Consider the following 12,856-nt stretch of genomic DNA (forward strand, 5'->3'; position numbering starts at 1 on the left):
CAGTGCTGGCGGGCGGCCGGTTTCCGGCTGAGAGCGCCGGCCAGATCAGGGTCACGCGATCCGGCGTCGTTGATCTCGATCACCTCCGAGAATTGCTGAATGGTGGCCCCCCGGCGCTCGTCTCGATCATGGCGGCCAACAACGAGACTGGTGCGCTCCAGCCGGTGGCCGAGGCGGCAGGGCTGGTCCACGAGGCCGGCGGTCTTCTCCATGTCGATGCGATCCAGGCGCTGGGTAAAATTGCATTCAATCTTAACGCGGTAGGCGCCGACCTTGCGTCCTTTTCTGCGCACAAGATCGGCGGTCCCAAGGGCGTGGGTGCGCTGGTCGTGGCGGAAGGACTTTCCGGATTGGAACCGGTCCTACGCGGCGGCGGGCAGGAGCTCGGCCGGCGGGCCGGAACCGAGAATGTCGCGGGAATCGTGGGCTTCGGCGCGGCGGTGAAAGCTGTCCTTCAGGCTCTGCCTGAGGATCTGGAGCGGATGGCAAGCCTCAGAGATCGGTTGGGAAATGGTCTTCGCGAAATTGCCGGAACGACGGTCTTCGCCGAAGATGTGAAGAGGTTGCCCAATACCGTCTTGTTCACTGCGCCCGGGTTGAAGGCCGAGACCGCTGTCATCGGCTTTGACCTCGAGGGCATTGCCGTATCCTCGGGTTCCGCGTGTTCCTCGGGAAAGGTCCAGCCGTCCCATGTCCTTTCGGCGATGGGGTATGATGCCACCGTGGCCCAGGGAGCGGTGCGCCTTAGTCTGGGCTGGTCCACGCGACCTGAGGACATCAATCGGGCGTTAGAGGCTTGGCGAAAGCTCGGTAATACCCTACTTAGAGGCTAAGCGACGAAACACGGCTTGAACCGTTCTAAGCCCGTGCTTTCCGCAGAGAAACATCGTAATAGTCGTTCGAGTTTGATCCACCGTGGTCCTTGAAACCACGAGCGGAGGATGGAATGCCAGCCGTTCAAGAGACGGTCGAGCGCGTCAAGCGCATCGACGTCGACCAGTATCGTTATGGGTTCGAGACCCTGATCGAGTCCGAGAAGGCCCCCAAGGGGCTGTCGGAAGAGATCGTCAAGTTCATCTCTCAGAAGAAGAATGAACCCGCCTGGATGCTGCAGTGGCGGCTGGAGGCCTATCGCCGCTGGCTGACCATGCAGGAGCCGACCTGGGCCCGCGTCGATTACCCGAAGATCGACTTCCAGGACCTCTATTATTACGCGGCGCCGAAGCCGAAGAAGACGGTGACCTCGCTCGACGAGATCGACCCGGAGATTCTGAAGACCTACGAGAAGCTCGGCATCCCGTTGCGGGAAGTCGCCATGCTGGAAGGCGTCGAGCCCAAGGTGGGCGAGGAAGATCCGGCCAGGCGCAAGATCGCGGTCGATGCTGTGTTCGATTCGGTCTCGGTTGCGACCACGTTCAAGGCGGAGCTGAAGAAGGCCGGCGTGATCTTCATGCCGATCTCGGAGGCGATCCGCGAGCATCCTGAACTGGTGCAGAAATATCTGGGCTCGGTGGTGCCGACCTCGGACAATTTCTACGCGACGCTGAACTCGGCGGTGTTCTCCGACGGCTCGTTCGTCTACGTGCCGCCGGGCGTGCGCTGCCCGATGGAACTGTCGACCTATTTCCGCATCAACGAGCGCAACACCGGCCAGTTCGAGCGCACGCTCATCATCGCCGACAAGGGTTCCTACGTCTCCTATCTCGAAGGCTGCACCGCGCCGCAGCGCGACGAGAACCAGCTGCACGCCGCCGTGGTCGAGCTCGTCGCGCTCGATGACGCCGAGATCAAATACTCGACGGTGCAGAACTGGTACCCCGGCAATTCGGAAGGCAAGGGCGGCATCTACAATTTCGTCACCAAGCGTGGTGACTGCCGCGGCGCCAATTCCAAGATCTCCTGGACCCAGGTCGAAACGGGATCGGCGATTACCTGGAAATATCCGAGCTGCATCCTGCGCGGCGATAATTCGCGCGGCGAATTCTACTCGATCGCGATCTCGAACGGCTTCCAGCAGGTCGATAGCGGCACCAAGATGATTCATCTCGGCAAGAACACGTCGAGCCGCATCATCTCAAAGGGCATCGCGGCGGGAAAATCGCAGAACACCTATCGCGGCCTCGTCACCGCGCATCGCAAGGCGCTAGGTGCGCGCAACTTCACCGCCTGCGATTCGCTGCTGATCGGCGACAAATGTGGCGCGCACACCGTGCCGTACATCGAGGCCAAGAACTCCTCGGCGACGTTCGAGCACGAGGCGACGACCTCGAAGATCTCCGAGGACGTGCTGTTCTACTGCATCCAGCGCGGCCTCAGCCAGGAAGAGGCGGTCGGCCTCGTCGTCAACGGCTTCGTCAAGGACGTGCTGCAGCAACTGCCGATGGAGTTCGCGGTGGAAGCGCAGAAGCTGATCTCGATCTCGCTCGAAGGGTCGGTCGGCTGATTGCCGACCCAGCGGTGCGCTCACGCGCTCCAACATGAATTGAATAAACTGGACACCAAAATGGCTTTGCTTGAAGTGAAAGACCTCAAGGTTCGTGTCGAGGAGCGCGAGATCCTCCATGGGCTGACGCTGACCGTGAACGAGGGCGAGGTGCACGCGATCATGGGGCCGAACGGCTCTGGCAAATCGACGCTCTCGCACGTCATCGCCGGCAAGCCCGGCTACGAGGTCACCGACGGCCAGATCTTTTTCAAGGGCGAGGACCTCTTGGAGATGTCACCCGACGAGCGCGCCGCCAAGGGCGTGTTCCTGGCGTTCCAGTATCCGGTCGAGATTCCCGGCGTCGCCACCATGACCTTCCTGCGCACCGCGCTGAACGCGCAGCGCAAGGCCCGCGGCGAGAGCGAGTATTCGACGCCGGATTTCCTGAAGAAAGTCCGTGAAGTCTCGAAGTCGCTGAATATCCCGCAGGACATGCTCAAGCGCGGCGTCAATGTCGGCTTCTCCGGCGGCGAGAAGAAGCGCAACGAGGTGCTGCAGATGGCGCTGTTCGAGCCGAGCCTGTGCATCCTCGACGAGATGGATTCCGGTCTCGACATCGACGCGCTGCGCATCGCGGCCGACGGCGTCAACGCGCTGCGTTCGCCGAAGCGCGCGATGGTCGTCATCACCCACTATCAGCGGCTGCTCAACTACATCGTGCCCGACGTGGTGCACGTGATGTCGAAGGGCCGTGTCGTGAAGAGCGGCGGCAAGGATCTGGCACTGGAGCTCGAAGCATCCGGCTACGCCCAGTTCGAGGATGCCGCGTAAGGAATTTTGCGATGAACGTTGCTGTGGCAAAGACCGGGAACGGCCGCGCGGTGAGCGATCTCTTCGCCAGCGCCGAAGGCCGCTTGCCTGGTTCGCCTGGTGTGGCAGCACTGCGCCGCGAGGCGTTCGAGACCTATGAGCGTCTCGGCCTGCCGCACCGCCGGATCGAGGAATGGAAATACACCGATTTGCGCGCACTGGTCGGCGAGGTGCTGCCGCTCGCAGCCGCGCCCGATGCCGCCGCGCTGAAGCGCGCCGCGGAGGCGGTGACGGCGCATGCGATTGCCGGCGCCCGCAAGCTGGTGCTGGTCGACGGCGTGTTCGCGGCCGACCTGTCGGACGTCAAGGCGCTTGCGTCCGAGGTCAGCATCAAGACGCTGCGTGAGGTTCTCGCTGATGAGGCCAACCCTGCCGCCGGCGATCTCCTCCGGACCGCCGCTACCGATGCGGTCATCTCGCTCAATGCGGCCGTGGCGACGGACGGCGTCGTGGTTTCGGTGGCCGACGGCACTCATTTGTCGGCGCCGATCCAGCTTATCCATATCGCGACGGCGGCCGGGGCGTCCGCGTTCACCCGCTCGCATCTGCGAATTGGCAAAGGCGTGCGTGCTACTCTCGTAGAGACCTTCGTCGCGGCCGGGAAGGCGAGCGGCTACCAGGTCAACGACGCGGTGATCCTCTGGATCGGTGACGATGCCGACGTCGCGCATATCCGCCTGATGGACGACGCGCCTGATGCGGTGAACGTCTCCTCGCACTTCGTCACCGTCGGCGCCGCCGTGAAGTTCAACTTCTTCAACATGACGACCGGCGCTGCGGTCAGCCGCTTGCAGGGCTTCATCACGCTCTCGGGCGAGGGCAGCGAGCTCTCGGCCAACGGCGTGAACCTGCTGCAGAAAACCGAGCACGGCGACACCACGCTGGTGGTCGACCATGCCGTGCCGAACTGCGTCAGCCGAGAAACCTTCCGCGCCGTGATCGACGACCGCGCCCATTCGGTGTTCCAGGGCCGCATCATCGTCCGTCCCGACGCGCAGAAGACCGACGGCAAGATGATGACCCGGGCGCTCTTGCTCTCGGACGAAGCCGAGGCCGACAACAAGCCCGAGCTGGAAATCTTTGCCGACGACGTCTCCTGCGGCCACGGCGCCACCGCCGGCGCGCTGGACGACAGCCTCTTGTTCTACCTGAAGGCCCGCGGCCTGCCGGAGAAGCAGGCCCAGGCGCTGCTGATCCAGGCTTTCGTCGGCGAGGCGATCGAGCAGATCGCCGATGATGACTTGCGCGAGCACGTGATCGGCATTGCCGAGCGCTGGCTGGAGCGGCGGTCATGACGACGCATCCCGCGGTCAAGAACGGCGCCTATGACGTTGCGCGCGTGCGCCAGGATTTTCCGGCGCTCGCCATGCAGGTCTACGGCAAGAAGCTGGTCTATCTCGACAACGCGGCGTCCGCGCAGAAGCCGAGCGCCGTGCTCGACCGCATGACGCAGGCCTATACGAGCGAATATGCCAACGTGCATCGCGGGCTGCATTACCTCGCCAACGCGGCGACGGAGGCCTATGAGGGCGGCCGCACCAAGGTTGCGCAGTTCATCAACGCGCCGCGCACTGAAGAGGTGATCTTCACCCGCAATGCCACTGAGGCGATCAATCTGGTCGCATCGTCCTGGGGCGGGCCGAACATCGGGGAAGGCGACGAGATCGTCATCTCGATCATGGAGCACCACTCCAACATCGTGCCCTGGCACTTCCTCAGGGAACGCCAGGGTGCCGTGATCAAGTGGGCGCCCGTTGACGACGAGGGCAATTTCCTCATCGACGAGTTCGAGAAGCTGCTGAGCCCGAAGACCAAGCTGGTCGCGATCACGCAGATGTCGAACGCGCTCGGCACCATCGTGCCGGTCAAGGACGTCGTGAAGATCGCACACGGCCGCGGCATTCCGGTGCTGGTCGACGGCAGCCAGGGCGCGGTGCATCTGCCGGTCGACGTCCGGGACATCGGCTGCGACTTCTACGTCTTCACCGGCCACAAGGTTTATGGTCCCACCGGCATCGGCGTGCTCTGGGCCAAGTACGACCATCTCGTCGCGATGCGTCCCTTCAACGGCGGCGGTGAGATGATCCGCGAGGTCTCGCGCGAGATCGTCACCTATGGCGATCCCCCGCACAAGTTCGAGGCGGGAACGCCGGCGATCATCGAGGCCGTCGGCCTTGGTGCCGCGATCGACTACGTCAATTCGATCGGCAAGGAGCGCATCGCCGCGTACGAGGCCGACCTCACGGCCTACGCCCAGGAGCGCTTGCGCGAGATCAACTCGCTGCGGCTGATCGGCACGGCGAGGGGCAAGGGCCCGGTGATCTCCTTCGAGCTCAGGGGCGCGCATGCCCATGACGTCGCCACCGTGATCGACCGCCAGGGCATCGCGGTGCGCGCCGGCACCCATTGCGTCATGCCGCTTTTAGAGCGGTTCAACGTCACGGCCACCTGCCGGGCCTCGTTCGGCATGTATAATACGCGGGAAGAAGTCGATCATCTGGCACAGGCGCTGCTCAAGGCGCGGGATTTGTTCGCATGAGTGACACGGCCGAAATCAAAGCTAGTCCGATGGAGACGCATTCGGCGTTGCCGGCGGAGGAGACCGAGCGTCTGACCCGCGAGATCATTGCCGGGCTCAAGACCGTGTTCGACCCGGAAATTCCCGCCGACATCTATGAGCTCGGCCTGATCTACAAGGTCGAGATCAAGGACGACCGTTCCGTCGACGTGCAGATGACGCTGACGACGCCGAACTGCCCGGCCGCAGGCGAGCTGCCGACCATGGTTGAGAACGCGGTCGCCAGCGTGCCCGGCGTCGGCGTGGTCAACGTCAAGGTGGTCTGGGAGCCGGCCTGGACGCCGGAACGCATGAGCGACGAGGCCCGCCTCGTGCTCAACATGTGGTGACGGTCTCAACGCGCATTGAATTTCGTTCTGCAACGGACCACATAAACAACATGACCCAGGCAACTCCAGCTTCGACACCAAAGCCCCGGCGCCCGCGCCCGCAGGTGATGCGGCTGACGGATGCTGCCGCCCAGCGCATCAGCGAGCTGACCCAGCGCGCCGATTCCGAGATCGTGGGTCTGCGCGTTGGCGTGAAGAACGGGGGCTGCGCCGGCCAGTCCTACACGGTCGAATACGCCCACGAGATCCGCCCGACCGACGAGGTCGTCGAGGACAAGGGCGTCAAGATCCTGGTCGATCCCAAGGCCGTGCTGTTCCTGCTCGGCACCGAGATGGACTACAAGGCCGACAAGATGCAGGCCCAGTTCGTCTTCAACAACCCCAACCAGATCTCCGCCTGCGGCTGCGGCGAGTCCGTCGAGCTGCGTCCGGCCAAGATCGACGGGTAAGCCTCTTTCGTCATTGCGAGGAGCACTTGCGACGAAGCAATCCAGACTGTCTCTGCGGCGACAGTCTGGATTGCTTCGCTTCGCTCGCAATGACGGCGGTGGTATGAACGCTGGCTTGCTTGCCTCGGGAAGCCAACCATGGACCGCGAATTTCTGATCGACCTGTTTGCCGATTTCGGCCCCGTCGCCATCCGAAAAATGTTCTCCGGCTATGGCATCTCCGCCGACGGCATCAATTTCGCGCTCGCCTTGCGAGCCGGCCTGTTCTTCCGCGCCGATGAGGTGACCATCCCGGATTTTGAAGCCGAGGGCTCGAAGCCGTTTCAGTATTCGACCCGCGCCAAGACCGTGCTGGTGAACTCCTACTGGGAGCTGCCGGCACGGCTGTTCGACGATTCCGAGGAGCTGGCGCAATGGGCGAGGGCGGCGCTCGCCGCCGCCCAGCGCGCCAAGGTCAAGAAGCGGCCGAGGGGGAAGAGGGCGACGAAGAAGGCGGCAAACAAGCCGACGAAGAAAATCGCGACGAAGAAGAAATCGGCCAGGAAAGTAGCCAAGAAGACGGTGCGGTAGGGNCACGACTCAAAGATGGTGGGCACGGCACTTACGCGCCTTTGCCCACCCTACGAGACCATTTGCTTAATCGACAGCCCTCGTCAAACCTACCCGCATGTCCTTCGCCACGAACACGCAGGTGCCGTCGGTGATCACGCGTCCATCCGCAATGCCGAGCACCAGCTTGCCGCGGCGGACCATGCGCATGGTGACTTCGTAGCGCACGGATCGCGTCTGCGGCGTGATGGCTCCCGTCACCTCGACTTCGCCGACGCCGATGGCGCGGCCCTTGCCCGGCGAACCCGACCAGCCGAGCCAATAGCCGATCATCTGCCACATGGCGTCGAGCCCGAGAGTGGGCGGCATCATCGCGTCACCGCGATAGTGGCAATCGAAGAACCAGCGCTCAGGCACAATATCGAGCTCGCCGACGATATGGCCCTTGCCGTATTCGCCCCCATCCACGCTGATCTCGGTGATGCGGTCCATCATCAACATCGGCGGGGCCGGCAATTGCGCGTTGCCCGGGCCGAAATAACCGCCTTCGCTCGATCTCAGAAGCTCGTCCTTGGTGTAGGACGGTTGCGGCGTGTGAAAATCACGGGGATTAGGCAAGCGACGGGTCCTCGCGATCACTTACGTTGATGCGGCGAGGAAGATGTTGGTCGTCAGATTGGAATGTCAAGCGGAGGCGGACCTTGCAGCCCGTATCACGCCACCCGGCTGTGCGACTCGTTCGCAAACTCCGGATCGACTTCGCAGATCACGCGATTGCGGCCGTTGCGTTTGGCCGCGTAGAGACAGGCGTCCGCGCGCTCGATCAGCGCGTCGGTGTCGTCGCCCTGCTTCAGCAGGGAGACGCCGACCGAAATGGTCACGCGGCCGAGAATTTCGCCTGTGGACTTCTTCTTCAATTCCTTCGCCATCACGGCGCGGCGGATGTGATCGGCGACGGTGAGAGCCTGGCGCAGCGCCGTGTTGGGCAGCACCACCGCGAATTCCTCGCCGCCATAGCGCGCGGTGATGTCCTGGCCCTTGATGGTCTGCTTCAACGACAGGCCGACCAGCCGGAGCACCTGGTCGCCGGTGAGATGGCCGTAGGAATCGTTGAACGACTTGAAATGATCGATGTCGAACAGCAGCAGCGACAGCGGCTCGCCGCTCGCAAGCGCGCTCTGCACCGCCATGCCGATCATGCGGTCGAAATATTTGCGGTTGCCGAGGCCCGTCAGCGGATCGGTGAGGCTTTCGGCGCGGATTGCCTCCAGGCTCTGCTGGAGATTGCTGATCTCATTCTTCGAGAGCGTCAACCGGTCTTCCAGCGCCTTGTTGGTATCGCGCATCTCGCTGGTCGAGTGCAGCAGCTTTTCGACGATGGTCTTGATCTGCTCGCGGCTCTTGGCCGAGGATAGCTGCGCCGTCGCGTCCGATAGGCTGGCGTCATAAGAGTCAGTCATGCCGAGCGCATCGCCCAGCACCTTCATCACGTCGTCGATCTCACCGATGACGCGCGCGCCGACCTTGTCGATACGATCGGTCGTTTTGATGTGGGAGAGGTAGGTGTCGTAGATCTGCTCGAGATCGGCTTCGGACAGCTTGCCGTTGCGGGCCAGCGTCTCGTTGATGATCTTGTTGAGCGGCGCGTTATAGCCGGTCGCGTAGACGTACCAGATCTCGTAATTGCGGGGAATTGCGGTTTGCTTCAACGATCGGATCTGACCGAGCGCCACCTCGGCGAACGCCATCGTGCGTTCGTGTTCGTCGAGCATTTTGACCACGGAACATACCCCACAGCGGTCGGTGCGCCCATCGACCACGGCAATGCTTAAATTATATTCGTAGGCTAACGGACGATGATGAACGGTCGGTAAACGTTCGACCGCTCAACTCACGCGTGTATCACGGGGTCAGGCTCCGGCCGGAGAGCGGACCGGACGCAACAGAAACGCTGGGAGATGCGAGTGATCGCCTGGCTCGGTGTCGACTTCCCGCTGCCGCCGCGGCTCGGGGCGGCCGATCGACGGTACGTGGGAATTGTTGGCCTGTTGGCGGGAGCCATGGCGACCCTCGGACGATGGCCTTGCTTCGCGCTGCGGCCGTGCCTCGCGTACCGGCCGCTCGCCGGCGGGCCGTGCTTCCGCCTGATGTCTGGCCTCGCCGCGCGGCTCGTGGCTGCGCTCACGATCGCGACCGCCGCGCTGCGGCTTACCGCGTCCGCCGCGGGAACGCTCGCGTCCACGCTCCTCGCGCGGGCGATCACTTTCGGCGCTGGTAGCGTGCACCTCGTAGTCGCCTTCGGCGCGCGGAATGCTCTGGCCGATCAGCTTCTCGATCGCGACCATCGATTTCTGGTCGAGCGGCGTGACGATCGATATCGCGGTGCCGGTGCGGCCGGCGCGTCCGGTGCGGCCGATGCGGTGGACGTAGTCGTCGGCGTGGTGAGGAACGTCGAAATTGAAGACGTGGCTGACCTCGGGAATGTCGAGGCCGCGGGCGGCGACGTCGGAGGCGACGAGGAGGGGAAGCTCGCCCTTGCGGAACTGGTCGAGCGCGGCCATGCGGGCCGGCTGGTCCATGTCGCCATGCAGGGCACCGACGCTGAAGCCGTGCTTCTGAAGCGATTTGTGGACGATCGCGACCTCGCGCTTGCGATTGCAGAAGATGATCGCGTTCTTGAGATCCTTGGCCTCGCGCAAGAGGCGACGGAGCAGCTCGCGCTTCTCATGTGCCTCGCGCCCGGCCGGGACCTGGGACTGCGTGACGGTGACGGCGGTGGTGGCGGGCTTGGAGACTTCGACCTTCTGCGGATTGTGCAGGAAGGCCTCGGTGATGCGCCGGATTTCCGGCGGCATGGTCGCGGTGAAGAACAGGGTCTGCCGCGTGAAGGGGACCAGCTTGCAGATGCGCTCGATATCGGGAATGAAGCCCATGTCCAGCATGCGGTCGGCTTCGTCGATCACGAGCAGCTCGACGCCGGTGAGCAACAGGCCGCCGCGCTCGGTATGGTCGAGCAGCCGGCCCGGTGTGGCGATCAGAACGTCGACGCCGCGCGTCAGCTTGGCATCCTGGTCGCCGAACGAGACGCCGCCGATCAGCAGGGCGACGTTGAGTTTCTGGCCGGCACCGTAGCGGTCGAAGTTTTCCTTCACCTGCGCCGCGAGTTCGCGGGTCGGCTCCAGGATCAGCGTGCGCGGCATGCGGGCACGGGCTCTGCCCTTTTCGAGGATGGTGAGCATCGGCAGCACGAAAGCTGCGGTCTTGCCGGTGCCGGTCTGGGCGATGCCCAGCACGTCCTTGCGTGCGAGGACGTGGGGGATCGCCTGTTCCTGAATGGGGGTGGGGTTGGTGTAACCGGTGGCCGCCACTGCGGCGAGGACTTTTTCGGACAGTCCGAGATTGGAAAAGGACATTGAGCCTCTGGTCGAAACCGCCGTTCGGAATCGAGGGTAAAAAGGCTGTCGCGTTCCACCCCGAAACGGCGCGCTCTCAAAGAAGCTGGGGGTGCTGACTCACGCGAACAAAGCGCCAGGCTCAGGAATCGCTCTTCGATCTGAGCCGCGTCGCCTCGGAACATAGGGCGGAATCGACCAAAGTCAATGGAGCAGGCGCGGGAAGGTCCTAAAAACCCTAAGGTTTTTGCCCAAATAGCGGGCGCGGCTCGGCTTTTCGGCTGCGGCGGCCGACGGGGTGGTTAACGGCCTCCTGCGGCGCGGGCGCGGAAATCACCGGGCGCCATGCCATAGGCGGCGTTGAAAACGCGGTAATAGGTTGCCAAGCTCTCGAAACCGCAGGCGGCGGCGATGTCGGCGATCAGCCGGTCCGGCGCTTCGCGCATCAGCTGGCGGCTTCTTTTCAGCCGTTCCTCCGTCACGGTCTGCCAGAAGCTGCGCTCGGCAACCTCGAACAGCATATGCAGATGGCGCACCGAGACGCCGAGCAGGTCGGCCACCCGTGAAGGCGCCAGATCCCGGTCCTGCAAATGGCGCGCGATCAGGCGCCGCGCCAGCGACAGGCGGGCGGTCCGGAGCGCCGCCTGTCCGCGCCGGCTGCCCGGCCTGACGATGCCGCGCTCGATCAGTGCCAGATGCCCGAGCGCCTGCACCAGCGGGGCGGCGTCAGCCGAGCCCTCAATCGCGGCCGCCTCGCCGAGATCGGCGAAACAGGCATCGAGCAGGGGCGCCAGCGTGGCATCGTTGAACGTCTTGGGCGCAAGCTCGCGCATGCGCCTGTCCTGTGTCGCAAGGCCGCTGACGGGGATCTTCAGGATGCGCAGATGAAAGCCTGAAACGCCCAGCGGCCGCGTGCGGTAGGGCAGGTCGGTGTGGCTGGTGGCAAAGCTGCCATTGGCAATGGCGAAATCGCTCGAGCGCATGCCGCAGAACCAGCCGCCGCCGCCAAGCTGCTGGTAGACGCAGATGCTGTCGCTCGGCGCGTTGTTGATGTCGGACGGGCTTCGTTCGACCGCATAGGACGAGGCCTTCAGCTCGACGAGGCCGCCGGGGCCGACCTGGCTCAGCGAGAATTCCCCGTAAAACCCCGTGCGCTGCTCGCGCTCGAGCTCAGCGGTGACTCCGAACAGACCTTTTGCGCGCACCTCGCGCCAATAGTCGAAGCGGTCCTGAGGTTCGACTTCGTCGGTACACCAGCGATACACGGCAGCCCCTCACTCGCGCGCAATTGCCCAAGAAGAAAAAGCAGATTCCAGCAGAATCTGCCATAGGCCAGAGGATGGGACCGCGCCGATGGACTGGTTGAACCGCGGCCGTGGCTGGACCGACTATCAGAGCAAAGGCGCAAGGGGCCCGACCGGAGCCATGCTGCAAGGGGAATGTTAACATGACGCGTCGGCTTCTGAAAATTCTGGTGGCCCTTGGTGTGGCGGCGAGCCTCACAGGGGTGGCAAGCGTTGCACATGCCGAAAAGCGCGTCGCGCTCGTGATCGGCAACAACGACTACAAGAACGTGCCGAAGCTCGTGAAGGCCGTCAACGACGCCCGCACCATGGGCGACACGCTGAAGCAGCTCGGCTTCCAGGTGATGGTCGCCGAGAACCAGAACCGTCAGCAATTCACCGAGACGCTGCTCGCCTTCGACCGGGCGATCGAGCCGGGCGACACCGCGTTCTTCTTCTATGCCGGCCACGGATTCGAGATCGCGGGCCAGAACTATCTGTTGCCGACCGACGTGCCGGCGGCGACCGAGGGCCAGGAAGAGCTGGTGCGCGACGCCTCCATTCTCGCCGACCGTGTCGTCGAGCGTCTCCAGAACAAGAAGGCGCGCACCTCGATCCTGGTGTTCGACGCCTGCCGCAACAATCCGTTCGAGCGCGCAGGCACGCGCGCGGTGGCCGGCGGCGGGGGGCTCGCGCCGATGACGCAGCTGCCTGAAGGCGTGTTCTCGGTGTTCTCGGCCGGCCCGCGCCAGACCGCGCTCGATCGTCTCTCCAACGACGATGCCAATCCCAACTCGGTGTTCACGCGCACCTTCGCCAAGGAGCTGCTCCAGCCCGGCGAGAACCTCGTGCAGGTCGCGCAGCACACGCGCCGTCTGGTCAGCGAGATGGCCGACACCGTCAGGCACAAGCAGGTGCCTGTCTATTTCGACCAGATGGTCGACGACGTCTTCCTCAGCGGCGCGGCGAAGGATGCGGCGG

13 protein-coding genes are annotated in these 12,856 nt (G+C 63.9%); 9 read left to right on the top strand and 4 right to left on the bottom strand.

Annotated features, from left to right (window positions below):
* The 8 genes from AOQ71_RS09505 to AOQ71_RS09540 all read left to right on the top strand — a co-directional run.
* A partial coding sequence (locus AOQ71_RS09505) for a cysteine desulfurase family protein (RefSeq protein ID WP_245316823.1) occupies positions 1 to 833 on the top strand: 833 nt, incomplete at its 5' end.
* Positions 834 to 946: 113 nt separating this feature from the next.
* A complete protein-coding gene (gene sufB, locus AOQ71_RS09510; RefSeq protein ID WP_057744971.1) occupies positions 947 to 2,443 on the top strand; it encodes a Fe-S cluster assembly protein SufB in 1,497 nt (498 codons plus the stop codon).
* Between the two features lie 60 nt (positions 2,444 to 2,503).
* Positions 2,504 to 3,256, top strand: coding sequence for a Fe-S cluster assembly ATPase SufC (gene sufC, locus AOQ71_RS09515; RefSeq protein WP_057744975.1), 753 nt, complete (start codon positions 2,504 to 2,506; stop codon positions 3,254 to 3,256).
* An 11-nt stretch (positions 3,257 to 3,267) separates the two neighbouring features.
* The gene (sufD, locus tag AOQ71_RS09520) at positions 3,268 to 4,590 is read left to right on the top strand and encodes a Fe-S cluster assembly protein SufD (protein ID WP_057744976.1); all 1,323 of its coding nucleotides are present in this window, start codon (positions 3,268 to 3,270) and stop codon (positions 4,588 to 4,590) included.
* A complete protein-coding gene (locus AOQ71_RS09525; protein ID WP_057744980.1) occupies positions 4,587 to 5,834 on the top strand; it encodes a cysteine desulfurase in 1,248 nt (415 codons plus the stop codon). Before sufD ends, AOQ71_RS09525 begins: the two co-directional genes overlap by 4 nt.
* On the top strand, positions 5,831 to 6,202 hold the full coding sequence (locus AOQ71_RS09530; protein ID WP_057744982.1) for an SUF system Fe-S cluster assembly protein: 372 nt from the start codon (positions 5,831 to 5,833) through the stop codon (positions 6,200 to 6,202). Before AOQ71_RS09525 ends, AOQ71_RS09530 begins: the two co-directional genes overlap by 4 nt.
* A 50-nt stretch (positions 6,203 to 6,252) precedes the next feature.
* Complete coding sequence (locus AOQ71_RS09535; protein WP_083514086.1) at positions 6,253 to 6,651, top strand: HesB/IscA family protein; 399 nt, start codon at positions 6,253 to 6,255, stop codon at positions 6,649 to 6,651.
* A 138-nt stretch (positions 6,652 to 6,789) separates the two neighbouring features.
* The gene (locus AOQ71_RS09540) at positions 6,790 to 7,221 is read left to right on the top strand and encodes a TfoX/Sxy family protein (RefSeq protein ID WP_057744984.1); all 432 of its coding nucleotides are present in this window, start codon (positions 6,790 to 6,792) and stop codon (positions 7,219 to 7,221) included.
* Positions 7,222 to 7,287: 66 nt separating this feature from the next.
* Here AOQ71_RS09540 and fabA read toward each other — a convergent pair whose 3' ends face one another.
* The 4 genes from fabA to AOQ71_RS09560 all read right to left on the bottom strand — a co-directional run bounded on the left by fabA (position 7,288) and on the right by AOQ71_RS09560 (position 11,857).
* Positions 7,288 to 7,818, bottom strand: coding sequence for a bifunctional 3-hydroxydecanoyl-ACP dehydratase/trans-2-decenoyl-ACP isomerase (gene fabA, locus AOQ71_RS09545; RefSeq protein WP_057744986.1), 531 nt, complete (start codon positions 7,816 to 7,818; stop codon positions 7,288 to 7,290).
* Positions 7,819 to 7,913: 95 nt separating this feature from the next.
* Complete coding sequence (locus AOQ71_RS09550; RefSeq protein WP_057744988.1) at positions 7,914 to 8,981, bottom strand: GGDEF domain-containing protein; 1,068 nt, start codon at positions 8,979 to 8,981, stop codon at positions 7,914 to 7,916.
* Positions 8,982 to 9,110: 129 nt separating this feature from the next.
* Positions 9,111 to 10,613: a DEAD/DEAH box helicase gene (locus AOQ71_RS09555; protein WP_057744992.1), complete on the bottom strand. Its 1,503-nt coding sequence runs from the start codon at positions 10,611 to 10,613 to the stop codon at positions 9,111 to 9,113.
* A gap of 281 nt (positions 10,614 to 10,894) precedes the next feature.
* The gene (locus AOQ71_RS09560) at positions 10,895 to 11,857 is read right to left on the bottom strand and encodes a helix-turn-helix transcriptional regulator (protein ID WP_057744996.1); all 963 of its coding nucleotides are present in this window, start codon (positions 11,855 to 11,857) and stop codon (positions 10,895 to 10,897) included.
* Positions 11,858 to 12,039: 182 nt separating this feature from the next.
* Between AOQ71_RS09560 and AOQ71_RS47555 the strand changes: the two genes are divergently transcribed.
* Positions 12,040 to 12,856: caspase family protein (locus tag AOQ71_RS47555; protein WP_245316824.1), on the top strand; the 817-nt coding region annotated here is incomplete at its 3' end.

Source organism: Bradyrhizobium manausense (assembly GCF_001440035.1).
Lineage (GTDB): Bacteria > Pseudomonadota > Alphaproteobacteria > Rhizobiales > Xanthobacteraceae > Bradyrhizobium > Bradyrhizobium manausense.